This window comes from Streptomyces paromomycinus (assembly GCF_003865155.1).
Classification (GTDB): domain Bacteria; phylum Actinomycetota; class Actinomycetes; order Streptomycetales; family Streptomycetaceae; genus Streptomyces; species Streptomyces chrestomyceticus.
Genome location: NZ_BHZD01000001.1, coordinates 4789090 through 4815838, shown reverse-complemented (window position 1 = coordinate 4815838; position 26749 = coordinate 4789090). Strand labels below are relative to the sequence as shown.

At 71.2% G+C, this 26749-nt stretch carries 20 protein-coding genes; 12 read left to right on the top strand and 8 right to left on the bottom strand.

What is annotated here, in order from left to right; all coding sequences use genetic code 11:
- Window positions 1-96 precede the first annotated feature (96 nt).
- Together OEIGOIKO_RS20295 and OEIGOIKO_RS20290 are read right to left on the bottom strand one after the other, a co-directional pair.
- Entirely contained in the window at window positions 97-786 is a 690-nt protein-coding gene (locus OEIGOIKO_RS20295; protein ID WP_125055251.1) for a low molecular weight protein-tyrosine-phosphatase, read from the bottom strand.
- 96 nt (window positions 787-882) lie between these two features.
- Window positions 883-1263, bottom strand: coding sequence for a phage holin family protein (locus tag OEIGOIKO_RS20290; RefSeq protein WP_125055250.1), 381 nt, complete (start codon window positions 1261-1263; stop codon window positions 883-885).
- Between the two features lie 48 nt (window positions 1264-1311).
- Here OEIGOIKO_RS20290 and OEIGOIKO_RS20285 point away from each other — a divergent pair, with 48 nt between their 5' ends.
- The 4 genes from OEIGOIKO_RS20285 to OEIGOIKO_RS20270 all read left to right on the top strand — a co-directional run bounded on the left by OEIGOIKO_RS20285 (window position 1312) and on the right by OEIGOIKO_RS20270 (window position 4046).
- Entirely contained in the window at window positions 1312-1629 is a 318-nt protein-coding gene (locus OEIGOIKO_RS20285; protein WP_125055249.1) for a cupin domain-containing protein, read from the top strand.
- Window positions 1630-1962: 333 nt separating this feature from the next.
- Window positions 1963-2187 (top strand): DUF5326 family protein, encoded by a 225-nt coding sequence (locus OEIGOIKO_RS20280; protein WP_030022921.1) that lies wholly within the window; start codon window positions 1963-1965, stop codon window positions 2185-2187.
- A 558-nt stretch (window positions 2188-2745) separates the two neighbouring features.
- A complete protein-coding gene (locus tag OEIGOIKO_RS20275; protein WP_125055248.1) occupies window positions 2746-3516 on the top strand; it encodes an IclR family transcriptional regulator in 771 nt (256 codons plus the stop codon).
- 104 nt (window positions 3517-3620) lie between these two features.
- Window positions 3621-4046 (top strand): SsgA family sporulation/cell division regulator, encoded by a 426-nt coding sequence (locus tag OEIGOIKO_RS20270; RefSeq protein ID WP_031006684.1) that lies wholly within the window; start codon window positions 3621-3623, stop codon window positions 4044-4046.
- A gap of 63 nt (window positions 4047-4109) precedes the next feature.
- On the opposite strand, the gene OEIGOIKO_RS20265 is transcribed toward OEIGOIKO_RS20270, so the two are convergent.
- Window positions 4110-5678, bottom strand: a complete 1569-nt coding sequence (locus OEIGOIKO_RS20265) for a YibE/F family protein (protein ID WP_246177440.1) — start codon at window positions 5676-5678, stop codon at window positions 4110-4112.
- 223 nt (window positions 5679-5901) lie between these two features.
- Between OEIGOIKO_RS20265 and thiC the strand changes: the two genes are divergently transcribed.
- Window positions 5902-7680: a phosphomethylpyrimidine synthase ThiC gene (gene thiC, locus OEIGOIKO_RS20260; protein ID WP_125055247.1), complete on the top strand. Its 1779-nt coding sequence runs from the start codon at window positions 5902-5904 to the stop codon at window positions 7678-7680.
- 172 nt (window positions 7681-7852) lie between these two features.
- Here thiC and OEIGOIKO_RS20255 read toward each other — a convergent pair whose 3' ends face one another.
- From OEIGOIKO_RS20255 to OEIGOIKO_RS20240, 4 genes are all read right to left on the bottom strand, one after another.
- Window positions 7853-8701: a BRO-N domain-containing protein gene (locus OEIGOIKO_RS20255; protein WP_307721236.1), complete on the bottom strand. Its 849-nt coding sequence runs from the start codon at window positions 8699-8701 to the stop codon at window positions 7853-7855.
- A gap of 147 nt (window positions 8702-8848) precedes the next feature.
- A complete protein-coding gene (locus tag OEIGOIKO_RS20250; RefSeq protein ID WP_125055246.1) occupies window positions 8849-9754 on the bottom strand; it encodes a hypothetical protein in 906 nt (301 codons plus the stop codon).
- A 204-nt stretch (window positions 9755-9958) separates the two neighbouring features.
- Window positions 9959-11134, bottom strand: coding sequence for a metallophosphoesterase (locus OEIGOIKO_RS20245; protein WP_246177439.1), 1176 nt, complete (start codon window positions 11132-11134; stop codon window positions 9959-9961).
- A gap of 411 nt (window positions 11135-11545) precedes the next feature.
- Window positions 11546-12646, bottom strand: a complete 1101-nt coding sequence (locus tag OEIGOIKO_RS20240) for a LacI family DNA-binding transcriptional regulator (protein ID WP_125045991.1) — start codon at window positions 12644-12646, stop codon at window positions 11546-11548.
- Between the two features lie 626 nt (window positions 12647-13272).
- Here OEIGOIKO_RS20240 and hisC point away from each other — a divergent pair.
- The 6 genes from hisC to OEIGOIKO_RS20210 all read left to right on the top strand — a co-directional run bounded on the left by hisC (window position 13273) and on the right by OEIGOIKO_RS20210 (window position 24438).
- Window positions 13273-14352, top strand: coding sequence for a histidinol-phosphate transaminase (gene hisC / locus OEIGOIKO_RS20235; RefSeq protein WP_125055244.1), 1080 nt, complete (start codon window positions 13273-13275; stop codon window positions 14350-14352).
- A 279-nt stretch (window positions 14353-14631) separates the two neighbouring features.
- A complete protein-coding gene (locus OEIGOIKO_RS20230; protein ID WP_125055243.1) occupies window positions 14632-16140 on the top strand; it encodes a cytochrome ubiquinol oxidase subunit I in 1509 nt (502 codons plus the stop codon).
- A 9-nt stretch (window positions 16141-16149) separates the two neighbouring features.
- Window positions 16150-17151: a cytochrome d ubiquinol oxidase subunit II gene (cydB, locus tag OEIGOIKO_RS20225; protein ID WP_125055242.1), complete on the top strand. Its 1002-nt coding sequence runs from the start codon at window positions 16150-16152 to the stop codon at window positions 17149-17151.
- An 85-nt stretch (window positions 17152-17236) separates the two neighbouring features.
- A complete protein-coding gene (gene cydD / locus OEIGOIKO_RS20220; RefSeq protein WP_125055241.1) occupies window positions 17237-20806 on the top strand; it encodes a thiol reductant ABC exporter subunit CydD in 3570 nt (1189 codons plus the stop codon).
- Between the two features lie 292 nt (window positions 20807-21098).
- Entirely contained in the window at window positions 21099-22778 is a 1680-nt protein-coding gene (locus OEIGOIKO_RS20215) for a sensor histidine kinase (RefSeq protein WP_125058813.1), read from the top strand.
- A 424-nt stretch (window positions 22779-23202) separates the two neighbouring features.
- Complete coding sequence (locus OEIGOIKO_RS20210; protein ID WP_170251778.1) at window positions 23203-24438, top strand: M23 family metallopeptidase; 1236 nt, start codon at window positions 23203-23205, stop codon at window positions 24436-24438.
- 34 nt (window positions 24439-24472) lie between these two features.
- Here OEIGOIKO_RS20210 and OEIGOIKO_RS20205 read toward each other — a convergent pair whose 3' ends face one another.
- On the bottom strand, window positions 24473-25366 hold the full coding sequence (locus tag OEIGOIKO_RS20205; protein ID WP_125055239.1) for a Cof-type HAD-IIB family hydrolase: 894 nt from the start codon (window positions 25364-25366) through the stop codon (window positions 24473-24475).
- A gap of 369 nt (window positions 25367-25735) precedes the next feature.
- Between OEIGOIKO_RS20205 and OEIGOIKO_RS20200 the strand changes: the two genes are divergently transcribed.
- On the top strand, window positions 25736-26629 hold the full coding sequence (locus OEIGOIKO_RS20200) for an LLM class flavin-dependent oxidoreductase (protein ID WP_125055238.1): 894 nt from the start codon (window positions 25736-25738) through the stop codon (window positions 26627-26629).
- Window positions 26630-26749 lie beyond the last annotated feature (120 nt).

Genomic DNA, 26749 nt, shown 5'->3' with positions numbered 1-26749 from the left:
GGAGCGGCTGTGCCTGGGTTCGGGCTCGGGCGTGCGCGCCGCGGGGCGGGGCGTGCACCCGAACGTGCGCCTGGCGGTGAGACCGGACCGGGGACGTCAGGCGACAGACGGTTCCCCAGCGGGCGACCGGCCCTGCTCCGCAGACGACCGATCCTGCCCCGCAGACGACCGAACCTGGGCAGCGGACGACCGGATCTCGTCTGCGGGCTTCCCTCCGGCCGGAGCCCCCTCCCCGTCGAGGGTGGCCCGTACCGCCGCCAGCAGCCCGTCACTGGCGGCCTCGACCATCTCCAGGCACTCCTCGAACCCTGCCATGCCGCCGTAATAGGGGTCGGGAACGTCCAGATCGTGGGAGCACGCCCCCGTAGGAGCCTCACCGGAGGACACCGTTCCGTCCAGGCGTCGGTCCAGACGTCCGTCCAGGCCTCGGCCCAGATGTCCGTCCAGATGTTCATCCAGGCGTACGGCGCCTCCGGGCGACACCGCGGCGTCGTACGAGCGCAGCAGCCGCACCTTGGCCGCGTCCCGCGCGCTGGGCGCCAGCCGCCGCAGCGCGCGCAGGTGACCTTCGTCCAGCGCGATCACCAGGTCGAGCGTCGCGAACCACTCGGCCCGGAACTGCCGGGCCGAGTGGTGCTCCTCGTAGCCGGCGGCACGGAGGACGGCGACGGTGCGGGGGTCGGCCCCGTCGCCCTCGTGCCAGCCGCCCGTACCGGCGCTGTCGACGACGACCAGCCCGTCGAGACCGTCCTCCTCGACGCGGGCCCGGAAGACGGCCTCGGCCATCGGCGAGCGGCATATGTTGCCGGTGCAGACGAAACAGACGCGGTACGGGGCGGCAGCCCGGGGATGTGCCGGACGCGGTGCCGGAGTGCGCACGGTTCAGTCCCGGTCGTCGGGCAGCACCATGTGCAGGGCCCAGGAGACGATCGAGATGATCACGCCGCCCAGGACGGCGGTCCAGAAGCCCTGGACGTGGAAGGCGAGGTCGAGCTCCTTCGCCAGCCACGAGGTGAGCAGCAGCATCAACGCGTTGATCACGAGCGTGATGAGGCCGAGTGTGAGGATGAAGAGTGGCAAGGACAGCAGCTTGACCACGGGTTTGACGACGAAGTTCACCACACCGAAGATCAGCGCGACCAGCAGCAGCGTCAGCGTCTTGCGCCCGGTGCTCTCACCGGTCAGTGTGATGTCCTTCAGCAGCCAGATGGCCACGGCAAGCGCCGCGGCATTGGCGATCGTCTTGACCACGAAATTCTTCATGGTGAGATCGTCGCAGACGATACGGACACTCCGAGGGGTACCAACGGCATGAAGGCTTTCAGGCTCGACGAACTGGAGGCGGAGCGGGCCGCCAACGACGGCGCGTATCTGCAGTTCCTGCGGGAGCGGAACATGTCGGTAGGGCTCTACGCCCTCGACGCGGGCAGCATCGACCCGCAGCTTCCGCACAACCAGGACGAGGTGTACCTGGTCGTCAGCGGGCGGGCGGCGATCACCGTCGGCATGGAGACGACCTCGGTGGCGCGCGGCAGCGTGGTGTACGTCCCCGCCGGAGTGCCGCACAAGTTCCACCACATCAGCGAGGACCTGCGGGTCATGGTGGTCTTCTCTCCGCCGGAAAGCTGAGGCGCGTACCCCTGGACCCGTAGGGGACGGTTCAGGGGAGGGCCGGGGCCGCGCGGCCCCCGTTCCGTCCCGCGCCGCCCTAGCATCGGCGGTGCAGGGGGGAACAGGGCATCGGGCCCCCGGGCCGGGGCACCGGCCGGGCACATGACACGGACGCGGGACGTTGGACAGGACCGCGGACCGGGATCACGGGCCGGGATCACGGGCCGGGGACCGGAGATCGCGGACCGGGACCACGGACCGGCGGATCGCGGGCCGGGGTCCGCATGAGCAAGGCGCACCACAGACAGACGACAGCAAACGCGAAGAAGACGCAGAAAGCAGGGCAGAGCAATGGCCGGCAAGGGGACGTTCGCAGGACTTCCGTGGTGGGTGACGTGGGTCGCGGTGCCCGTCGTCCTCCTGGTGGTGTTCGGCAGCCTGATCGCCAGCGCGGTCGGCTTCCTGATCGGCCTGCTCTTCAAGGTGCTGATAGCCGTGGCGCTGATCGCCGGTGTCGTCTACCTGGCGCGCAGGCTCAAGGGATCCTCGTCCTCCTCGTCGCGGAGTGACTGGTGACCGACCGGTCCGTGGGGAGCCGGGCCCGGTCCTGCTGATCGCGCCCGTTCCTCCCTCCTGATCGCGCCCGTTCCTCTTTCCTGATCGCGCGCCCGGCCCTTCCGGCCCTCCGTTCCGCCCGCCCCGCCCCGAAAGGGAGCGGGGCTTCGGCTTTTGCGCCGGTGGTACGGCAGAGCCGGGTCGGCCGGCGGGCCGACTCGCTCGCCGATCCGTGACCGCCCCCCTGACCGCCCCCTGACCGCCCCCCTGACCGATCTCCTGGCTGACTCCCGGGCTGTCCCCTCGCCGATCTCCACACTGTTCTCCTTGCCGTTCTCCTTGCCGATCTCCGCACCGATCTCCGCACCGATCTCCACGCCAAATCCCCCTGCCGCCCGGAGCGGCCAAGTTAGAGTGCGATTCGCAGGCGTCTTCCGGATGGTGACGTTCCGGAAAATAACGAGTGAGGCAGGACCGGGCCGGGCGTCGACGAGGGCCCCTGGGAGACGCGGGCGGAGCGGGAGCGGCTCCCGCCACCGGGGCCGTGCCGCCCCGGCGACCCGACCAGGGGGGTTGGCCATGGTGAACGGTGAACCCGTTTCGCACCCCACGTTGATCGGCTCGGTGCAGCGGGCGCTGCGCCTGCTGGAGGCGGTGGGCGCGCACTCCGCCGGTGCCCCCGCCAAACAGCTGGCCAGGGAGGCGGGCTTGCCGCTTCCGACGACGTACCACCTGCTGCGGACCCTGACGCACGAGGGCTACCTGCGGCGCGAGAACGGGGTGTTCGTCTACGGAGAGGCCGCCGGCTCCATCGGGAAGGCGGGCGCCGAGCGGTGCCGCCGTGCCGAGCTGGGGGACGCGCTGGCCATCGTGGGCAAACGGGTCGGCGCCGCGGCCTACTTCGCGGTCTACCGGGAGGGCGAGGTGGAGGTGGTGGCCGCCACCGAGGACCCGCAACGGCCGCCGGTGGAGGAGTGGGTGGACTTCCGTACCACCGCGCACGCACATGCGATCGGGCAGTGTCTGCTCGCACAACTCGACGAACAGTCCAGGAAGGATCACCTGGCCCGGTACCCGGTGCAGTCACTCACGCCCTATTCGGTGCGGTGCGAGGACGACCTGCTGCACCGGCTGGACGCGGTGCGCCGCGCCCAAGTCGCCTACGAGCAACAGGAATATGCCTTGGGCACAGTATGCTCGGCGATTCCGATCCAGGTGGGTTCGGCGGCCGCGACCGTGGCGATTTCCCTTCCCGCGAGCGACGCTCAGCGCCTACACTGCGTTACCGAAAGACTACGCAGAATGGTGGAGGCGACGTTAACGACACTCGCTTTCTCTATCAGTATCTGAAAAATCACTCCTTGTGATCCGTTTGCACGTGACAGACGATGGCGTCAATGGGGCCAAGAGGGACGATTCCTGGCCATCTCCGACCAAGTACGGGGCAGAGGTTGATGACCGACACAGTTCAGGCAGAAGTGATCATGAGCTTTCTCGTGTCCGAGGAGCTCGCCTTCCGTATCCCGGTGGAGCTGTACTTCGACCGCGCGGACCCCTATGCGGTCAGCTTCACCTTCGACCTTCCCGGAGATGTGCCCGTGACCTGGGCATTCAGCCGGGAGTTGCTGCTGGACGGGTTGAGCAAGCCGTCCGGTGAGGGCGACGTACGCATCGAGCCGTCCTCTTCCGAACACCTCAGCGATGTCTTCATCAGCCTTCAGGTGGCCGACGAACGGGCGCTGTTCCGTGCCGGCGCTCCGCCGCTGGTGGCCTTCCTCGACCGTACGGACCGACTCGTACCGATCGGGGAGGAAGAGGTGTGCGACACGCTCGACTCGACACTGGACCGGATTCTTTCGGAGGCGCAGAAGGCGGGGTGAGCGGGCGGCCGCTGCCGGCTCGCTGCCGGACCGGCCGGCTCGGCCGTGTGCCCGGCCGCCGGTTCAGTGCTTGCGTCGCTTGCCGCTGCCGACGCCTCGACCCGCGCGCCGTCCTGCGCTGCGCCCCGTGCTCGGCCTCGTACTCCGCCCCGGACCTCGGGGGGAGCCCCGGCCTGCCCTCCGGCCCGCCTCCTGGCCCGGCCCCCGGCCCGTCTCCCGGTCCGCGGAGACGACCAGTGCGGCCAGCAGCGTGGTCAGCGGTACGGACGCGACCAGGCCGATGCTGCCCACCAGTGTGCGTACGACTTCCTCGGCCACCACCTCACTCGTGGCGACCGTGCCGACGCTGCTCTGTGCGATCGAGAACAGCAACAGGAGTGGCAGTGCCGCGCCCGCGTAGGCGAGTACGAGCGTGTTGACCACGGACGCGATGTGGTCGCGGCCGATGCGCATCGCCGACGTGTAGAGCTTGCGCCAGCCTGCCGACGGGTCGGCCTCCTTCAATTCCCAGACCGCGGCGGTCTGGGTGACCGTCACGTCGTCGAGCACACCCAGCGACCCGATGATGATGCCCGCCAGCAGCAGGCCGCGGATTTCGATGTCGGGATAGAGGCCGTGCACCAGCTCCGTATGGTCGTCGGTGTTGCCGGTCAGCAGGGCCCAGCCGATGAAGACGGAACCGAGCAGGCCGATCAGCAGCAGCGAGGCCAGCGTGCCCAGTACGGCGACGGACGTACGTGCCGTCAGGCCGTGGCACAGGTAGAGGGCGACCAGCATGATCGCGCTGCCCCCGACGATGGCGACCACCAGGGGGTTCGAGCCCTGGAGGATGGCGGGGAGGATGAAGAGCGTCAGCACCAGGAAGCTCACGACGAGCGCGACCAGCGCGAGGGCGCCGCGCAGCCGCCCGACCACGACGACCGCCGCGGCGAAGAGGGCGGCGAGTATCCACATCGGGAAGGTTCGGTCCACATCGGTGACCGAATACTGCAAGTCTTTGGGCGCTTTGGGAGCGTACGCGACCACGACACCCTGACCGGCCTGGTAGTGCCGCGTGGCGTCGGGCGTCACGATCGACTCGAACCGCCGGCCCGTGTCCTTCCCGGTGGTCACCTCGATGACCGCCCGCTCGCAGTGCTTGGCCTGTTGGGGGCCGGCGGGGGAGGACGGTTGCTGCTGCGAAGGCTGTTGTGGCTGCTGGGCGTGGACGTCCGCGCACTTCACCTCCTCGACCTTCACCACCTTCGCCTTCTCGGTGGGCTGGTCGAAGCCGACACCGGACGGCTTGTGACCGGGCGCGCCGCCCGGCCACAGCACGACCAGCCCGACCAGGACCGCGGCGGCGAACGGGACGAGCACCGCGGCGATGACCTTGCGGAGGTGGCGCGATACGGGGGCCGCGGGGCCGTGCCCGTGACTGTGGCTGTGGCCATGGCCGTGTCCGTGATCGCGGCGGTGTCCGTGCCCGGAACCGTGCTCCTGTCCGGCTGCGGCTGCGGCTGCGGCTGCGGCTCCGAGGCCGTGCTCGTGCCCGGGACCGGTCCCGGCCCCTGCTGCGGACATGGGCCCGGACCCGTGCGACGGCCCGGAAGCGTGGTCGTGCGCGGAGTGCGAAGGCTCGTTGCTGGTCACCGCCCGATCATCGCAAGAACTGGCAGGGCCCCCTGTTCACCGCGCCACACCGGCCGCTACCGTGGTGTCACCTTTGCAATCGCGGGAGCTCGGAGCACCGGGCTGAGAGGGCGCTGACCCCCGTACGGAACGTCCGGCCGAAGCCGGGAACGCCGTCACGGACATCGCTGCGTCGACCGCCGAACCTGTTACCGGGTAATGCCGGCGTAGGGAGTGGGTCTTCATGACTCTGCAGGATGCACGCACGCCCGAAAACGGCCAGCACTCCGCCGCGGAGATCGGCTGGCACAAGGGCTACCTCACCGGTTCGCGACCCGACCTCAGGGTTCCGGTCCGGCGTGTGCACCTCACCAACGGCCAGGACGTGACGCTCTACGACACGTCAGGGCCGTACACCGACCCCCACATCGAAAACGACGTCCGCCGCGGCCTGGCGCCGCTGCGGGAGAACTGGATCATCAGCCGCGGCGACACCGAGGAGTACGCGGGACGGCCGCCGCGGCCCGAGGACGACGGCCTCAAGCACACCTCGCCGCGCGGCGGCCTGAAGAACCTCGACGCGGTCTTCCCCGGCCGCCCCCGGCAGCCGCGCCGGGGCCGGGGCGGCGCCGCGGTCACCCAGCTCGCGTACGCGCGGCGGGGCGAGATCACGGCGGAGATGGAGTACGTCGCGATCCGCGAGAACGTCTCCCCCGAGTTCGTACGGGACGAGATCGCGGCCGGCCGGGCGGTGCTGCCCGCCAACGTCAACCACCCGGAGATCGAGCCGATGATCATCGGCAAGAACTTCCTGGTGAAGGTCAACGCGAACATCGGCAACTCCGCCGTCACCTCCTCCATCGAGGAGGAGGTGGAGAAGATGACCTGGGCGACCCGCTGGGGCGCCGACACGGTCATGGACCTGTCCACCGGCCGCAACATCCACACCACCCGGGAGTGGGTGCTCCGCAACTCCCCCGTGCCCATCGGCACCGTCCCCCTCTACCAGGCACTGGAGAAGGTGGACGGCAAGGCCGAGGAACTGTCCTGGGAGATCTACAAGGACACGGTCATCGAGCAGGCCGAACAGGGCGTCGACTACATGACCGTGCACGCCGGGGTCCTGCTGCGGTACGTCCCCCTGACGGCCCGCCGCAAGACCGGCATCGTCTCGCGCGGTGGATCGATCATGGCGGCGTGGTGCCTCGCGCACCACAAGGAGTCGTTCCTCTACACCCACTTCGAGGAACTCTGCGAGATCCTCGCCTCCTACGACGTCACGTACTCCCTCGGCGACGGGCTGCGCCCTGGGTCCATCGCGGACGCCAATGACGAGGCGCAGTTCGCGGAGCTGCGGACGCTCGGCGAACTCAACTCGATCGCCAAGCGGCACGGCGTCCAGACGATGATCGAGGGACCGGGCCACGTCCCGATGCACAAGATCAAGGAGAACATCGACCTCCAGCAGGAGATCTGCGAAGAGGCCCCGTTCTACACACTCGGCCCGCTGACCACCGACATCGCGCCGGCGTACGACCACATCACCTCCGGGATCGGCGCGGCGATGATCGCCTGGTGGGGTACGGCGATGCTCTGCTACGTCACGCCCAAGGAGCACCTGGGCCTGCCGGACCGGGACGACGTGAAGACCGGCGTGATCACGTACAAGATCGCGGCCCATGCGGCGGACCTGGCCAAGGGGCACCCGGGGGCCCAGGAGTGGGACGACGCGCTGTCCGACGCGCGCTTCGAGTTCCGGTGGGAGGACCAGTTCAACCTGGCCCTCGACCCGGACACGGCCCGCGCCTTCCACGACGAGACGCTGCCGGCGGAGCCGGCGAAGACGGCGCACTTCTGCTCCATGTGCGGGCCGAAGTTCTGCTCGATGAAGATCTCCCAGGACATCCGCCGCGAGCACGGTGGCGACCTGGCGGCCGCCTCGGAGGCGGAGGCCGGCATGGCCGAGAAGTCGAAGGAGTTCGCGGCGGCGGGGAATCGGGTGTATTTGCCGATCGCGGAGTGAGAGTTTCCTGAGACTGTGACCTCACGTCACAGTCTCACGCAACTCTCGATACGTTACCCGCAGGGGGCGACCTGGGGACTTGTGCGTACCCTCACGAAAAATGAGGGTTCCGTCGATACATCGGGTGGGGCCCCCGGGGTGTCCACAGGCTGGTGCGAGCCCCGAAGCATGGCTATCGTGCAACAGCGACCGGGCCCGAAGCCGCAAGTTCCGATTGCGGCTTCGGGCCCGTTCCGTACGTGCCGGACCGGATCAGCGGGGCAACGTATACCTCGGCGCCCCATCGGCGCCCACCCCGACCTGGCGGATGCACCCCCGTTTGAGCAGCATCCGCAGCGAGTCGTGCACACGGTGCTCGGTGAGCCCGGTCCGCTGGGGTGAAGGCAGGCCGTTCTTCCCGTACCTGTTCTTCCGCTCCCAGCTTGTCCGCGATCCGATCCAGTGAATCAGCGATTCGGCCGAACATCCGCAGTTCCTCGCGCCGCAGCACGGCGTACTCCTCGTCGAGCTGGAGATTGCGCTGCTCCATGCGGATGATGACGTCGGCGACCTGGTCGGGCATGGCGTAGGCCTTGGGTGCTCCCGGGGTGCGGACTTGGGTTTCGGCTTCGTCCAGCGAGTACGAACCGTCCCGCTGTACGGTCACGACCACGTCGGTGATCCAGTTCTTGAACGGCTCGCACTCGGCTTTCACGCACCCGTTCACCAGCCGGACCAGCCCGTTGAGACTAACCAGGACCATGGACTTCCTGAGCCCCTGACCAGCGGGAATGCTCCAACCCTCACGGGAAATTAGGCTTCCGGCGATACATCGCATGTGCTCCGGCACGTGCCTGCGCAGTGCTTCGCTGGTGTTGGTGTGCTTCAACTGCCGGCACAGGTCCGCCGCCGGAAACCAATGCGTCCCATCCGGCATGGTCAGCCTCCGTACCCGCGCCCCTGTCGCCGCGTACACGAAGTCGTTGACGTCGATTGCGTCCTGCCGCCCCACGTGAGGGGGCCGTGTGTCATGTGTGCTCATGATGAGCATCACCTCCACCGCCGAACGTAAGTCCCCGGCCACCCCAACCCCCGGCCGATAAACCGCATTTCACTCCATCGTGGCGGTTCTGCGCACAACCCGAGGGGGGCCCGGACTCGGACCCCCCTCGGATGTGGTGCATGGGCGCTACTCAGGATGGTGATCCGGCCCTCCGTAATCGGGGCTGGTGAAGTCCGGGCTGGTGAAGCGGGGTCGGGGAGCGGCGGGCGGGCCGCCGTCCGGGCTGGTGAAGTCGGGCCGTGAGTAGCCCAGGGACGGGATACGGCCGCCTTCGACGCCGCGCCGCGGCACGTACCGGGCCGTACCGTGGCCGTTGACGCCGGCCGGGTCGGACAGGGCCTCGCGCAGGAACGGCAGGATGCCGCGCTCCAGGAGCGCCTGCCGCCAGGCGTCCCGGGCGAGGTCCACCTCCCGGGCCCGGCCGCTGCGGCCGTCGCCGGTGCGTGGGGCGCGGAGCGAGGTGGAGCCGTTGCGCCAGGCCGCGAGGACCAGGCTCGCCATCGCGACGAGCGCGCCCGCGGCGGTGATCGCCGCGAAGACCCAGCCCACACTGATCATCGGCTGGGCGGCGGACGGGTCGGTGCCGACCGTCCGCAGGACGTACCCGATGACCAGGAACAGGACGGCGGCGATCCCCGCCAGTACCGGTGCCAGGACCGCGAGCATCGCGGCCAGCCCGGCTCCGGCCGGTTCGGCGGCCTCGCCCACGGTCGTGGCGAGGTCGATCCCCGGGCCGCCCGCGGAAGCGCCTTTCTCCTCACGGCCTTCCACGGGGCCGGCGTCCGGTGCGGGTGCCGGAGCGCGCAGCTCCTCGCGGAGCCGTACATAGTGTCGGTATTCGGCCGTCGCGCATGCGGCTATGGCCGATGTGGCGCTGAGCGCCATGGTGCGCAACTGCTCGGTGTTGAGGTGCTTACCCGCCGCGGAGGTCATTTCCGGTCGGTATTCCGCGGTGCGCAGCGCCTCGTCGAGGAGCCGCGCGAATTCCGCGCGGTCCTCGCTCAGCAGGTGCGGAGCGCTGTTCATGTGCATCCCCCGATGCTCCGTAGGGCCGTACAGGCCGGCGTGGGCCGGGCAGTGGGCGGAAACGGAGGAGAGCCTGCTACGGATAGACCGATGGTAGAGCGCCTCCGGCACGGGGTGACAGGGTGTTTGCGGAAATAAGGACCGCTCCTGCCGGGCTCGGACCCCGCTGCGCCACTTCCCTACCTGCCGCTACCCCTGCCCGGATAACGGTCAGGCAGTCAGGGGAAGTTGTACGACCAGTAGTTTTCCGGCCATGGTGATCCCGCCGTCCATGGCGATGGCGAGCCCGTCGGCGTAGACGTGCGGGCCGTCGACGGCGACGCCCTCGCCTTCGTCGTCGTCCTCACCGCCGACCTCGCCGAGGAGGTACGGGATCGGGCTGTGGCCGTGCACGACGCGCCGGCCGCCGTAGGTGTCGAGGAGTTCGCGTACGGCCAGCGGGCCGGCCTCCTCGTCGCGGAAGGCGAACCGCTTGGTGAACTTGCGGAACAGGTCCCAGACCTCGTCCGCGTCGCTGCGCGTGAGGACGTCGTGGACGGTGTCGTTGACGTCCTCGATGGAGTCGCCGTACTCCAGGTAGGCCGTGGTGTCGGAGTGCACGAGCAGGTGCCCGTCCTCCTCCGATACGGCGTCGAGGCGGGCCATCCACTGCAGGTGGTGGTCCTGGAGACGGTCCATGTCGGTCTTCTGGCCGCCGTTGAGGAGCCAGGCGGCCTGGAAGGACGCGGTGCCGGCGCCGGACTGGACCGGGGTGTCACCGAACCGCTTGGCGCCGAGGAGCAGCAGTTCGTGGTTGCCCATCAGGGCCTTGCAGTAGCCGCCGGCGGCCGCGGCCTCGGCGGACAGCTGCATGACGAGGTCGATGACGCCGATGCCGTCCGGGCCGCGGTCGGTGAAGTCACCGAGGAACCACAGGCGGGCGTTGCCGGCGGCCCACTGGCCGTCGGCGTCGATGAGGCCTTCGGCGGCGAGCGCCTCGCGCAGTTCGTCGTAGTAGCCGTGCACGTCGCCGACGACGTACAGCGGGCCGCCGCCCTCCTGCTGGTCAGCGGCGGGTACGGCCGACTCGGGCACCGCCGTCAGGTCGACGGTCGGGCGGTCGATGAGGGTGTCCGTGCGGGTGACGGGCGGGAGGTCCGTACGGCCGTCGGGGTGACCGGGGCCGCCGGCCGTGGCGACGGGGCCGATGACCGGGAGGGAGCGCTCGGTGGGCGTGTACTCGGGCGGCATGCCGTGCGGAGGCACGCCCGCGGAGGCCGGCGGGACTGTCGGCTGCGGGGGGACCGCGGGTGCCGGGGGCACCGGCGGAGCGGGCGGCTGCCCCGGAGCCGGAGGTTGTGCCGGCATGGTCCGCACCATGGGTCCCACACTGGCCCCCTGAGTCATCGACCCCTCCACCGTCGCGCCGCCGTGCACCTCGCGGACCTTGCCTGGTCGACGGCGGTCCGTGGTGTCGTGCGCCCATCATAGGAATGCCGCTCGCGGGTTGTGACGCACCCGGGGGTGCTCAATCGCTCGGCGCCCGGTGTTCGCTGCCGTTTTCTCCGGGATCCACCCGATTTTATCCCGGGCGTCCGGGGGCCGGGCGGGCGGCGCGGCGACGCCGGGAGGACGGTGCGACGTGCCGAAGTCGCCCGGAGGGGTGCTCCGGCCGATTGGTGTACGGGTGGGTGCAGGCGGGGCGCCCGCCCGCCGCCGGACACACCTCCGGCCGTGCGGACGCGGAAGGCGCGTCCACACGGCCGCTCGAACGTGTGACGGTCGGATCCGGAGGGGCCTCCGTGGTGACCGGCGGGATCAGGCTCCGGACGGTCCCCGTGGCGGGCTGACGGTCGTCCGTGTGGACCTGCGCTGGGAGGAGGTCCGCACGATCAGGTCCGTCGGTATCACCTGCTCGACCGGTCGTCCGCTGTCCAGCCCTTCGATGGCGTCGATGAGGAGCTGGACGACGGCGGTGCCGATCCGGCGGGGCTTGAGGGAGAGGGTGGTGATCGGCGGCTCGGTCGTGGCGTAGACCGTGGACTCGCTGCAGCAGACCAGCAGCAGGTCCTCGGGGACGCGCAGGCCGTAGCGTCTGGCCGCCGCCAGCAGGTCGGTGCCGTTCGGGTCGAACAGGCCGTACACCGCGTCCGGGCGGTCCGGACGGGCCAGCAGGCGGTCGGCGGCCACCGCGCCCGCGCACGGGTCGTGCGCGGGGTAGGACTCGTACACCGGGTCCTGTCCGACGCGCTCGCACCAGCGCAGGTACGCGGTGGTGGAGAGCCGGGTGTAGGTGTCGGTGGTGGTGCCGGTGAGCAGGCCGATGCGGCGGGCGCCGGCCTCGGCGAGGTGGTCGAGGAGGCCGAGTACGGCCGCCTCGTGGTCGTTGTCGACCCAGCCCATCACGGGGAGGGTGCCGCCGGGCCGGCCGTCGGAGACGACGGGGATGCCGTGCCGTACGAGCTCGGTGACGACGGGATCGCCGTCGGCCGGATCGATGACGACGGTGCCGTCGAGGGCGACGTTCGACCAGACGTCGTGGCGGGAGGTCGCGGGCAGGATGACGAGGGCGTACCCGCGGGCGAGCGCCGCCGAGGTGGCGGCTCTGGCCATTTCCGCGAAGTACGCGAATTCGGTGAAGGTGAAAGGTTCATCCCCGTACGTGGTGACGGTCAGGCCGATGAGCCCTGACTTGCCGGTACGGAGCGTGCGGGCGGCGGCGGAAGGGCGGTAACCCAACCGGTCGGCCACCTCGCGGACGTGGCGACGGGTGGCATCCGGAAGCCGGCCCTTGCCGTTGAGCGCGTCGGAGACAGTCGTGATGGATACCCCGGCTGCGGCGGCCACGTCCCGGATGCCTGCCCGCCCCAGCCGGCGACCGGTAGACCGGCTCACCTGGTGCTTCCCTGCTGCTGTCATGGCGAGCCGATAGTAGGGCTCGGGCGGTCCTTTCGCGGGGCGCTGCGTGCAGGAGTGGAAAGGCACGTTTCTGCACGGCCGAATGACTCGTATGGCCTGCGAAACAGAGGGAGTTGAGGGGATTCACCAGCGACTTTCCGAGGAACGTCGGGAGTCGCCGGCCGATTGGTCCAGGTCTCGAAGCGGTCTCAAGTCACCTTCACGAGGGATGCGCGCCACGGCGCGAGCCACCGGCGCGTAACGGAGGGCGTAGCGCTCCCCAAGGCCTGTGCGCGGTGGCGGCGGGGTGCGGGGGGATCTTGCGGCGGTGCGGACCTCCGCCCGGACGATCTTTCCGTACGGGGCGGTCGCCGATGCGCATGATCTTTCCGGGAGCATGATCCTCCGGCAAGGCGGACTCCGGGGGTGGGCCCCGGGGGTGGGCCCCGGGACGGGCCGGGCCTCGGGACCGGTGGCCTTCCGGGGGCGGGCTCACGCCGCTGACGGGAAGCCGGACAGCGCGCCCGAGGAAGCCGGACAAGGCCCCGGTGCGGCATCCGTTCCGGCCGAGGCCTACGCCTGGCGGAGCAATCCTCATAAGGTGTGCAGTATTGGCGACGGACGGTACGGTCGAGGAGGAACCTGCGGTGAGCGAGAAGAGCCCGAAGCTGCGCGCTGCGCTGGACGGCATCCCCACCTACAAGCCCGGCAAGCCGGCTGCGACGGGTGGTCCCGTCACGTACAAGCTGTCCTCCAACGAGAACCCGTACCCGCCGCTGCCGGGCGTCCTGGAGAGCGCCGTGGCCGCGGCCGGGGCCTTCAACCGTTACCCGGACATGGCCTGCACGGGCCTGATGGCCGAGCTGTCGGAGCACTTCGCGGTGCCGGTCGAGCACCTGGCGACGGGTACCGGTTCGGTGGGGGTGGCCCAGCAGCTCGTGCAGTCGACGGCCGGGCCGGGCGACGAAGTGATCTACGCGTGGCGCTCCTTCGAGGCGTACCCGATCGTCACCCAGGTCGCCGGGGCCACGCCCGTACAGGTGCCGCTGACCTCCGGTGAGGTGCACGACCTGGACGCGATGTACGAGGCGATAACCGACCGGACCCGGCTGATCTTCGTCTGCAACCCCAACAACCCCACCGGCACCGTCGTCCGCCGGGCGGAGCTGGAGGCGTTCCTGGACCGGGTGCCGAGCGACATCCTGATCGTGCTGGACGAGGCGTACCAGGAGTTCAACCGCGACGCGGACGTGCCGAACGGCCTGGACCTGTACCGGGACCGCCCCAACGTCTGTGTTCTGCGGACCTTTTCCAAGGCGTACGGGCTCGCCGGCCTGCGGATCGGCTTCGCGGTGGCCCACGAGCCGGTGGCGGCCGCGCTGCGCAAGACGGCCGTGCCGTTCGGCGTGAGCCAGCTCGCGCAGGAGGCGGCGGTGGTGTCGCTGCGCAGCGAGGGCGCGCTGATGGAGCGGGTGGACGCGCTGGTCACGGAGCGGGCGCGGGTCTGCGAGGCGCTGGTCGCGCAGGGCTGGACGGTTCCCGAGACGCACGCGAACTTCGTCTGGCTGCGGCTGGGCGACCGCACGCTCGACTTCGCGGCGGCGTGCGAGAAGGCGGGCGTGGTGGTCCGCCCGTTCCCCGGCGAGGGGGTGCGGGTGACGATCGGCGAGACGGCGGCGATGGACCTGTTCCTGCAGGCGGCCGAGCAGTTCCGCAAGGAGCTGTGAGCGGCGGGCAGCTGTTACCACCGAGCGGGGGCGTGTGCCTAGGGGCGCACGCCCCCGCTCTGCTGTTTCTCGAAGTGCGGGGAAGGGCCACGCGGCGCGTTTGCCGGGCGTGACGGTAGTCACGCACCCCCCGTCAGGGTCAGAAACCGGCCATGGGTGATAATTGCTTGTGAATGTGAACGCGTTCACAAGCGCGCCCCTTATGTACCGCTTCCATCGGGACAAACCGGGGCGAAGCAAGCCGTAGACAGCACACGGCGACGTAAGGAGAGACCCGACGTGGACCTGGCGTTGGCGCCAGAGACCCTGGCGCGATGGCAATTCGGCATCACGACCGTCTACCACTTCCTCTTCGTCCCCCTCACGATCTCCCTCGCCGCCCTGGTGGCCGGGCTGGAGACGGCATGGGTGCGGACGGGCAAGCAGCAGTACCTCAAGGCCACCAAGTTCTGGGGCAAGCTCTTCCTGATCAACATCGCGATGGGTGTCGTCACCGGCATCGTCCAGGAGTTCCAGTTCGGGATGAACTGGTCCGACTACTCGCGGTTCGTCGGTGACGTCTTCGGCGCCCCGCTCGCCTTCGAGGCCCTCATCGCCTTCTTCTTCGAGTCCACCTTCATCGGCCTGTGGATCTTCGGCTGGGACAAGCTGCCCAAGAAGATCCACTGCTTCTGCATGTGGATGGTCTCGATCGGCACCATCCTGTCGGCGTACTTCATCCTCGCCGCCAACTCCTGGATGCAGCACCCGGTCGGCTACAAGTACAACGCCGCCAACGGCCGCGCCGAGCTGACCGACTTCTGGAAGGTGCTGACCCAGGACACCACGCTCGTCGTCGTCTTCCACACGCTGACCGCCGCCTTCCTGACCGGCGCCGCGTTCATGGTCGGCATCGCCGCGTACCACCTGATGCGCAAGAAGCACGTCAAGGTGATGCGTACGTCGCTGCGGCTCGGCCTGGTCACCCTGGTCATCGCCGGCGCGCTCACCGCGATCAGCGGCGACCAGCTCGGCAAGGTCATGTTCCGGCAGCAGCCGATGAAGATGGCCGCCGCCGAGGCGCTGTGGGACAAGGAGGGCCCCGCGCCGTTCTCCGTCTTCGCCTACGGCGACGTCGACAAGGGCCACAACAAGGTCGCCGTCGAGATACCCGGGCTGCTCTCCTTCCTCGCCCACAACGACTTCTCCACGCCGGTCCCCGGCATCAACGACGTCAACAAGGCCGAACAGGAGAAGTACGGGCCCGGCGACTACCGGCCCAACATCCCGGTCGCCTACTGGGGCTTCCGCTGGATGATCGGCTTCGGCATGGCCTCGTTCGCCATCGGCCTGGCCGGGCTCTGGCTCACCCGTAAGAAGTTCTGGCTCGCGCCGGGCCTGCGGACGGGGGACGAGGAGCCACCCCACCTGGCGCTCACCAGGAACAAGGTGCTCGGCGTCCGGCTGAGCAAGCTCTACTGGTCGCTGGCGTTCGTCACCCTCGGCTTCCCGCTCATCGCCAACTCCTGGGGCTGGATCTTCACCGAGATGGGCCGCCAGCCCTGGGCGGTGTACGGCGTGCTGAAGACCTCCTCGGCGGTCTCCCCGGGCGTCTCGCAGGGCGAGGTGCTCACGTCGATGACCGTCTTCACGCTGCTGTACGCGATCCTCGCGGTCATCGAGGTCAGGCTGCTGGTCAAGTACGTCAAGGCCGGACCGCCGGAGCTGACGGACGACGACCTCAACCCGCCCACCAAGATCGGCGGCGACCACGCGGACGCCGACCGGCCGATGGCCTTCTCGTACTAGGAGGCGACCGTGGAACTCCATGACGTCTGGTTCGTACTCATCGCCGTGCTGTGGACCGGGTACTTCTTCCTCGAAGGATTCGACTTCGGCATCGGCGTCCTGACCAAGCTGCTCGCCCGGGACCGGAGCGAGCGGCGGGTCCTGATCAACACCATCGGCCCGGTCTGGGACGGCAACGAGGTGTGGCTGCTCAGCGCGGGCGGCGCGACCTTCGCCGCCTTCCCGGAGTGGTACGCCACCCTCTTCTCCGGCTTCTACCTGCCGCTGCTGCTCATCCTGATCTGTCTGATCGTGCGCGGTGTCGCCTTCGAGTACCGCGTCAAGCGGCCCGAGGAGCGCTGGCAGCGCAACTGGGAGCACGCGATCTTCTGGTGCTCGCTGCTCCCCGCGTTCCTGTGGGGTGTCGCCTTCGGCAACATCGTGCGGGGTGTCCAGATCGACGCGCACAAGGAGTACGTCGGCAGCGTCCTGGACCTGCTGAACCCGTACGCCCTGCTCGGCGGCCTGGTCACGTTGACCCTGTTCACCTTCCACGGGGCGGTCTTCGCCTCGCTGAAGACGCTGGGCGGCATCCGGGAGCGGGCCCGCCGGACGGCCACCGTCCTCGGCCTGGTCACCGCCGTGCTGGCGGTCGTCTTCCTGGGCTGGACCCAGCTCGACAAGGGCGACACCGCGTCCCTGGTCGCGATGGCCGTCGCGGTGGTGGCCCTGGTCGCCGGGCTGGTGATGAACCACCGCGGGCGGGAGGGCTGGTCGTTCGCGTTCTCCGGCGTCACGATCGTCGCCGCGGTCGCGATGCTGTTCCTGACGCTCTTCCCGAACGTGATGCCGTCCTCGCTGAACGAGAGCTGGAACCTCACGGTCGCCAACGCCTCGTCCAGTGCGTACACGTTGAAGATCATGACGTGGTGCGCGGGCATCGCCACCCCGGTCGTCCTGCTCTACCAGGGCTGGACCTACTGGGTCTTCCGCAAGCGGATCGGTACGCAGCACATCGCCGACGCCCACTAGGAAGAGTCCACCCCGGTGGGGTCCCGGCGGGACCCCACCGGCCGTCACCGGCTGATCAACTTCCGCCCGGGAGAGGTTGTTTCACGTGAAACCCGTCGACCCGCGCCTGCTGCGGTACGCCCGCGCCACCCGTTTCTTCCTCGCCGCGGTGGTGGTCCTCGGGCTGGCCGGCTCGGGTCTGGTCATCGGCCAGGCCATGCTCATCGCCGAAGTCGTCGTCGGCGCCTTCCAGCGCGACCTCGGTCTCGCCGGCCTGAGCACACCGGTGACGCTGCTCGCACTGGTCTCCGTCGGCCGTGGCCTGGTGGCCTGGCTGACGGAACTGGCCGCGCACCGGGCGAGCGCGGCGGTCAAGTCCGAGCTGCGTACGCGGCTGCTGACGCAGGCGGCGGCCGGTCTGGGGCCGGGCTGGCTGAGCACCCAGCGGTCCGGGGAACTCACCACCCTCGCCACCCGCGGTATCGACGCCCTCGACGACTACTTCGCGCGTTACCTGCCGCAGCTGGGCCTGGCGGTCGTGGTGCCCGTCGCGGTCCTGGCGCGGATCGTCGCGGGCGACTGGATCTCGGCCGCGACCATCGTCGTGACGCTGCCGCTGATCCCGCTCTTCATGGTGCTCATCGGCTGGGCCACGCAGAACCGCATGGACCGCCAGTGGCAGCTGCTGTCGCGGCTGTCGGGCCACTTCCTGGACGTGGTCGCCGGGCTGCCCACACTGAAGGTCTTCGGCCGGGCCAAGGCGCAGGCCGCGGCCATCCGTTCCATCACCGGCGAGTACCGCCGCGCCACGCTGCGCACCCTGCGGATCGCCTTCCTGTCCTCCTTCGCGCTGGAACTGCTCGCCACGATCTCGGTCGCGCTGGTCGCGGTCGGCATCGGGATGCGGCTGGTGCACGGCGACCTGGACCTGTACACGGGCCTGCTGGTGCTGATCCTGGCGCCCGAGGCGTACCTGCCGTTGCGGCAGGTCGGCGCGCAGTACCACGCGGCGGCCGAGGGCCTGGCGGCGGCCGAGGAGATCTTCGCGGTGCTGGAGACGCCGCCGCGTACGACGGGCGACGAGCCCGTTCCCGACAGCACCGCGCTGTCCGTCGAGAAACTCGTCGTGCGCCACCCCGGCCGCTTCGAACCCTCGCTCGCCGAGACGTCGTTCGAGGTCAGGCCCGGTGAGACGGTGGCCCTCGTCGGCCCCTCCGGTGCGGGCAAGTCGACCTTGCTGAACGTCCTGCTCGGCTTTGCCGCGCCCGCGGCGGGACGGGTACGGGTCGGCGGCCGGGATCTGGCCGCCGTCGATCCGGAGGCCTGGCGGCGGCAGATCGCCTGGGTGGCCCAGCGCCCGTACCTCTTCGCGGGCACCATCGCGGACAACGTGCGGCTGGCCCGCCCCGACGCGGACGACCCGTCGGTACGGGCCGCGCTGCGCGACGCCGGGGCCCTGGAGTTCGTCTCCGCGCTGCCCGACGGCGTGGAGACCGTGCTCGGCGAGAGCGGTTCCGGCCTGTCGGCGGGGCAGCGGCAACGCCTGGCCCTGGCCCGTGCGTTCCTGGCCGACCGCCCGGTCCTGCTGCTCGACGAGCCGACCGCGAACCTGGACGGCGAGACGGAGGCGGGCATCGTCGACGCGGTGCGCCGTCTGGCGGCCGGCCGCACGGTGCTTCTGGTCGTCCACCGGCCCGCGCTGCTGGCGGTGGCGGACCGTACGGTGCGGCTGGCGGGGCCGGTGGTGGAGGCGGCGGCGCCGACGCAGGAGCTAGCCGTGTCCGTGGCGTCCGTGCGGGAGAGCGACGGCGGAGCCGTACGCGACGATCTTGCGGCCCCGGAGCCCGGGGGCGGCCCGGACGTCGTCCCCGGGGCCCGGCGTCCGGCACTGGCCCGGCTGCGGGGCCTGGCACGGGCCCGCTGGGGCCGGCTCGGGCTGGCGCTGCTGCTGGGCAGCCTGGCACTGGGCAGCGCCGTGGGCCTGATGGCGACGTCCGGGTGGCTCATCTCCCGGGCGGCGCAGCACCCGCCCGTCCTGTACCTGATGGTGGCGGTCACCGCGACGCGGGCCTTCGGCATCGGCCGGGCCGTGTTCCGGTACGCGGAGCGGCTGGTGGCGCACGACGCCGTCTTCCGGATGCTCGCGGACGTACGGGTGGCCGTCTTCCGGCGCCTGGAGCGCCTGGCGCCCGCCGGACTGCGGGCACGCAGCAGCGGCGACCTGCTGTCGCGCCTGGTGGCCGATGTCGACGCCGTGCAGGACTACTTCCTGCGGTGGCTGCTGCCGGTCGGGGCGGCCGTGGTGGTCGGCGCGGGCTCCGTCGGGTTCACCGCCTGGCTGCTGCCCGAGGCGGGCGCCCTCCTCGCCGCCGGACTGCTCCTGGCGGGCGTGGGGGTGCCGGCGCTGTCCGCCGTGCTCGCGCGCCGCGCCGAGCGGCAGCTCTCCCCCGCCCGCGGTGTGCTCTCCGCCCGCGTCCTCGACCTGCTGACCGGCACGGCCGAGCTGACGGTGTCCGGCGCGCTCGCGTCCCGCATCGACCGGACGCGGCGCGCCGACCGCGACCTGACCCGGATCGCGTCCCGTTCGGCGGCCGCGGCCGGTGCCGGGGCCGGGCTGTCCGCGCTGCTGTGCGGGCTGACGGTGGCCGCGGCGGCCGTCGTGGGTGTCCAGGCCGTGGACGAACGGCGGCTGGCGGGCGTGTGCCTGGCGGTCGTGGTGCTCGTTCCGCTCGCCGCGTTCGAGGCCGTGGCGGGGCTGCCGCTCGCCGTGCAGTACCGGCAGCGCACGCGCCGGGCGGCCGAGCGGGTCTTCGAGGTGCTGGACGCGCCCGAGCCGGTCACCGAACCGGCCGGCTCGGTGGCCGTAGCGCTGCCGGGCTCCCCGTTCCCGCTGGTCGTCGAGGGGCTGACGGCCCGGTACCCCGGTCAGCGGGTGCCCGCGCTGGACGGTGTCGGCTTCGTCCTCCCCGCCGGGCGGCGTCTGGCGGTCGTCGGCCCGTCCGGTTCGGGCAAGACGACGCTCGCCCAGGTGCTGCTGCGCTTCCTGGACCGGGAGGCCGGCTCGTACACGCTGAGCGGCGTGGACGCGGCGGCAGCGGACGGTGACGCCGTACGGCGGCAGATCGGTCTGTGCGCGCAGGACGCGCACCTCTTCGACAGCTCCGTACGGGAGAACCTGCGGCTCGCGCGGCCCGGAGCGGGCGAGGGCGACCTGTGGGACGCGCTCACGCGGGCCCGCCTGGCCGACTGGGTGCGGTCGCTGCCCGACGGGCTGGACACGATGGTCGGCGAGCACGGCGCCCGGCTCTCCGGCGGCCAGCGGCAGCGTCTCGCGCTGGCCCGCGCGCTGCTCGCCGACTTCCCGGTCCTGGTGCTGGACGAGCCCGCCGAACACCTGGACCTGGCCACCGCCGACGCCTTGACCGCCGACCTGCTGGCCGCGACCGAGGGCCGTACGACCGTGCTGATCACGCACCGGCTGGAGGGCCTGGAGGCCGTCGACGAGGTGCTGGTCCTCGACGAGGGGCGGCCCGTCCAGCACGGTCCGTATGCGGAGCTGGCGGCGGCCGACGGCCCGTTCCGCCGGATGCGGGAGCGGGAGCAGGAGGTGGACGCGCGGGCCGGAGACAAGGGTGCGGCGGACGCGCGTCCGGCGGGTGCGGGGCCGACACGGTGAACGGCTGAAGAACGACGGGTGCCGGCGTCCGCTGCGTACGGTGGCGGCGGACGTCCGGACCGGGGTGACGTGGCAGCCCGGGGCGGTCCGGGGTGGTCCGGTCCGGCGTCCGAATTGCCGTATAGAGGGCTTTCATCGGGAAAGCGACTATTAGGCTCGTCCCATGGCAGTCACGACAGGACCCTCAGACCCCATGGGCACCGGGACACCCGCCGGTACGGGCTCCGGGACGGCACCCACGGGCTCCGGCGGTGCCGACGGCGCGTCCACGCCCGGCCCCGCCCCCGACCCCATGGAAGCGGCCACCGAGGCGACCCGCAGCCTCCAGGGCCTGTCGACCGAGCTGACCGCACGGGTGCCGCAGCTCCTGGAGGCGATGCGTACCGTCGGCGCGGGCCTGGACCTGCACATCACCCTGGACCGGATCGTGGAGACCGCCGCCGAGCTGGCCGACGCCCGCTACGCCGCGATCGGGATCATCGACGAGGCGCGCGAGGGCCTGTCGGACTTCGTGACGTACGGAGTCAGCGCCGAGGAGCACGCCCGGATCGGCGCGCTGCCCGACGGGCACAAGGGACTGCTCGGCGCCCTCATCCACGATCCGAAGGCGCTGCGGCTGGCGGACCTCACCCAGGACGTGCGGTCGGCGGGCTTTCCGCCGGGGCACCCGCCGATGCGGACCTTCCTCGGGGTGCCGATCCGCGTCCAGGGGGAGATTTTCGGCAACCTCTATCTGACCGAGAAGCGTGGGGGCGGCGAGTTCAGCGAGGGCGATCTGCACATGGTGCGGGTGCTCGCCACCGAGGCCGGCATCGCCATCGGCAACGCGCGGATGTACGCGGCGACGCGGCAGCGGGAGCGGTGGATCGACGGCGCGGCCGCGGTGACCACCGCGCTGCTGGCCGGCAGTGACGTGGACGACGCGCTCGCGGTCGTCGCCGAACAGGCCCGCAAGCTGGCCGACTCCGCGGCCGGCATCGTGCTGCTGCCCGCGGCGGACGGCGGACTGGAGATCGTCGCGGTGTCGGCGGACGATCCCGCCGGCCTCATCGGCACCCACATGCCGTCCGAGAGCCCGGTGGCCGAGCAACTGCTGGCCGGTGAGCCGGTGTTCGTGGAGGACTCGGCCACCGATCCGCGGATGGTCACGGACGTCGCGCCGCGGTTCGGTCCCAGCATGCTGCTGCCCCTCAAGAGCGGCGGCCGGGTGCTGGGCACACTGGCGACACCGAGGGAGCGCGGCGACCGCCCCTTCACCGCCGCCGAACGCACACTGGCCACCCAGTTCGCGGCCCAGGCCGCGCTGGCGCTCGTGCTGGCCGACGCGCAGCGCGACCGCGAGCGGCTGGCCGTCTACGAGGACCGCGACCGGATCGCCCGTGATCTGCACGATCTGGTCATCCAGCGCCTCTTCGCGACCGGGATGATGCTGGAGAGCGCGCAGCGCAGGGCGGTCGTGCCGGAGGTGCAGGACGGCATCGGCAAGGCCGTCGACGAGCTCGACGTCACCATCCAGGAGATCCGTACCGCGATCTTCGCGCTGCAACAGGGCCCGGCCGAGGCGCCGTCCGGGCTGCGGACCCGGGTCCTGCGGGAGATCGGGACCGCCGCCGTGCCGCTCGGGTTCCAGCCGTCGGCGAACTTCGTCGGCCCGGTGGACGCCCGCGTCGGCGAGCTGACCGGCAAGAACCTGATCGCCGCGCTGCGCGAGGCACTGTCCAACGCGTTCCGGCACGCGGACGCCTCGCGCATCGAGGTCGTCGTGGACTCGATGATCAAGCTGCCGGACGGACGGGACGGCGTACGGCTGACGGTCGCCGACGACGGCGTGGGCATTCCGGACGGCGGCCGGCGCAGCGGCCTGCGCAACCTCGCGAAGCGGGCCGAGTCGCTGGGCGGGTCCAGCACGTACGGGCCGGGCCTGGGCGAGGGCGGGGCGGGGACGATGGTGACCTGGGAAGCGCCGCTCTGAGGGAGGCCGGAGGCCGGGGCGGGGGACCGCAGGCCTGGGGGCCGGGGCCAGAGGTCAGGGTGCGGTGGTCGCGGTCGGGAGGTGTCCGTACGGTGTGCCGCGGCCCGGACGCGGCCCTACGGACCAGCCGGAGCGCCTCCGTACGGTTCAGCCGGTATTCGAGTGATCTGTCGTGTTGTCGGAGCGGCTGATTCCGGCCATTCCGTGGGGGCGGATTGCTCCGTTCGGAGCCTCGTGGGCGAGGTTGGCGAAACGTTTTAGTTGCTTTTGAAGGTGTTTGGGCAATTATCTGGCCATGTGTCCAGGTTTGCTGGATTGGTTGCGTAAGACGGTCCGAGGGCGGTGGCGCCCTGCCCGGCGTACGTACGGGCAGGCAGGGCGCGGTGTCCGCCGGCGGCGTGGCGCGCCGTCACGTGCGGTGCGGGTGACGTTGTCGCTGGTCGTGGCGCTGACGGCGGCGGCAGGAACGGAGCCTGCCGCCGGCGGGACGGCTCGGGCCGGCACCCCGGCCGCCGCCTCGGCCCCGGCGGAACCGAGCGACAACGCCCCCTTACCGTCGCTGCCCGCTCGCCGCCGCCCCTCCCCGGCACGCGCCCACGGTGCCGACCGGCTGGCCGCCGCGAGCCTGGAGGCCCTCCGGCTCGGCAGGGCCGCGCATCGGACCGGGCGGTCGTACGCGAAGATCCTGCGCGAGGTGAGAGCGGGCCGGGCCCGCGCCTCGCGGCTGCAGGCGGCTCTCCTCCGGGAACGCCGCAGGGCCGGTGAACTGCGCCGGGCGGCCGGACGGATCGCCGGTGCGCAGTACCGCAGCAACAACCGGCTGCCGTTCGCCCTGAGCGGCCGGGTACGGCACGCCTCCCAGGCCCGTCACGGACACCAGGCCCATCACGGGCCTCGACCCCATCACGGGCCCCAGGCGCGTCTCGGACCCGACGCGGTACTGGACGCCTACCGGGACGCCGATCACCGGCAACACCTGCTGGCTTCCCGTGCGCGCGAGGCGCTGCGTCTGAGCCGGGCCCTGGAGGCGGACAGTGCGGCCGTACTGGCCCGCTCCGCCGCGCTGGACGCCCACCGCTCCCGCCTCGACACCGAGCGCCGGCGCATCAGCCGCCGCCTGGGCGTCGTCCGCGGACAACTCCGGGAACTGTCCCGGAAGGCGTCCCGCGAGGGGCACTGCGGGCTGCCCGGCACGGTATCCGCAGCGGCGAAGCGCTCCGAGCCGGCGGCACCGCCGGTGACGGCGCCGGGCGTCAGGTGGACCCGGCCGGTGGAGCACTACGTCCTGTCAGCGGGTTTCGGCGGCTCGGGCCGCCGCTGGGCGCACGTCCACACGGGCCAGGACTTCGCGGTTCCGGTCGGCACCCCCGTACGGTCCGTGGGCTGGGGGCGTGTCACCAGCCTGACCTGCGGTGACGGTTTCGGGATCAGCATGGTCGTGCAGCACGGCGCCGGTGTGTTCTCGCAGTACGCGCACCTGTCGGCGGCGCTGGCCCGCCCCGGGCAGCGGGTGCGGCCGGGGCAGCAGATCGCACTGTCGGGTACGACCGGCAACTCCACCGGACCGCATTTGCACTTCGAGGTACGCCGCACGCCGCGCATGGGGTCGGGCGTCGATCCGGTGCCGTGGCTGGCGAGTCGGGGGGTGCGGTTGCGGTGAGTGAGGAGGTGGGGTGTGTGGTGGCGAGGGGCGGTCAGCGGTGCTCAAGTATGCGTTCGATCACGGCCGCTACGCCGTCCTCGTTGTTGCCGGCCGTGTGGAGGTCCGTCGCGGCCAGTACGGCGGGGTGCGCGTTCGCCATCGCGTACGCGGTGCCGGCCCAGGCCAGCATCTCGATGTCGTTGGGCATGTCCCCGAAGGCGACGACCTGGTCGGGGCTGATGCCACGCTCCGCGCAGCAGCGGGCCAGGGTGCCGGCCTTGCTGACACCCAGGCCGCTGATCTCCAGGAGCGCGGTCGGACTGGACCGGGTGAAGGAGGCGTACCTGCCCGCCCGCGCGCGGGCCAGGTCGAGGAAGGCGTCCGGGTCCAGGTCGGGGTGGTGCGCGAGGAGCTTGAGCACGGGCTGGTCGGGGCTCAGCGGGGACTGCCGCTCCTCGGGGCTCGGTTCGGCCAGGAGTTTTTCCGCGGGCGCGATGACGGCGGCCGGGTCGAGATAGAAGGGCGGGTACGCCGGCTCGTAGTTGAAGCCGCCGGTCTGCTCGACCGCGAACGTCGTGCCGGGAGCGGCAGCGCGCAGCGCGTGCACGACGGAGAGTGCCTCCGGCCGTTCCAGCGGGCTGATCTCGACGATCCGGCGGCCGTGGTGGAGATCGACGACGGCCGCGCCGTTCGCGCAGATCGCCAGGCCGTGTCCGTGCACATGGTCGCTGACCACGTCCATCCAGCGGGCCGGCCGACCGGTCACGAAAAAGACCTCGATGCCTGCCCGCTCGGCGGCGGCCAGCGCGGCGATCGTCCGGCCGGAGACCGTCTTGTCGTCGCGCAGCAACGTGCCGTCGAGGTCGGTGGCGATCAGCCGGATCGTTTTCCCGTCGGACCCTGGCGCCAGGGGAGGCTCTGCGGAGGCATCGGTCACGCCGCCCATCTTCGCGCATATGCGCGCACAGGCGTGCGGCGGGTCGCGCGCATGAGCTTGACGGAGGCGGGATCCGTGCCGGGAGTACGGGGGCGTACGCCGGCGGGTGCCGGACGGCCGTAGAGGAACGGGTACCGGGCCGTAGGAGGACGAGCGGCGGGTCGTACCGGAGCGGGTGCCGTACGTACCCGCCCAAGAACTGAGCCGGTCCTGCGCAGGTTCGGGCGGGGAGGCGTACGGATGCGGAGACGGGCGTACGGCCGACTGCGCGTGCGCCTGTACGGCAAGTGCACCCCGCGTGCACGGCGGGTGGCTCCCGTGTGCGGGTGCTCACCACGGCTCGCGGGTCCGATGCGGGGCCGCCGTACGCTCGTACCCATGCGACTGAGCACCGTGATCCTTCCCGTCCGCCGCTGGTCCGAGGGTGGCCGGGAGGTGTGGCAGCGCGCCGAGGAGCTGGGCTTCCACACCGCGTACACCTATGACCACCTCTCCTGGCGGAGTTTCCGGGACGGGCCGTGGTTCGGCGCGGTGCCGACGCTGACCGCGGCCGCCGCCGCGACGTCCCGGATGCGGCTGGGCACCCTCGTCACCTCCCCGAACTTCCGGCACCCGGTGACCCTCGCCAAGGAACTGATCTCCCTGGACGACATCAGCGACGGGCGGATCACCCTGGGCATCGGCGCCGGGGGCTCCGGTTTCGACGCCACGGCGCTCGGCCAGGAGCCGTGGACGCCCCGGGAACGGGCCGACCACTTCGGCGAGTTCGTACCGTTGCTGGACCGGCTGCTGACGCAGGACGTGGTCTCGTACGAGGGCGTGCACTACCGCGCCCACGAAGTGCGCAACATCCCCGGCTGTGTACAGCGCCCCCGGTTGCCGTTCGCGATCGCGGCCACCGGGCCGCGCGGCATGCGGCTGGCCGCCGGGTACGGGCAGGCATGGGTGACCACCGGCGACCCGAAGGCCGCCGCGACCGGCACCGCGGCCGAGTCCCTGGAGGCGGTGCGTGGCCAGGTCGAACGCCTCGGCAAGGCGTGTGCCGAGGCCGGCCGGGACACCGGCGAACTGGAGAAGATCATGCTCACCGGCTTCACGCCGGACCGTCCGCTCGATTCCGTGGACGCCTTCGTGGACTTCGCTGGTGCACACGCCGAGGCGGGCATCGACGAGATCGTGCTGCACTGGCCGATCGACGGGTCGGTCTTTGAAGCGGACCTTTCGGTGTTCGAGCGGATCGCCGGGGAGGGGCTTGCGCAGCTCGGGCGGTAGGGCGGTCGGCAGGTAGGGGCGGTCGGTTAGGTAGGGGCGGAAGGCGGAAGGCGGAAGGCGGAAGGCGGACGGCAGGTAGGCGGGTAGGAGCGGTGGGCGCGCCGGGTCGGCATCCGGCGG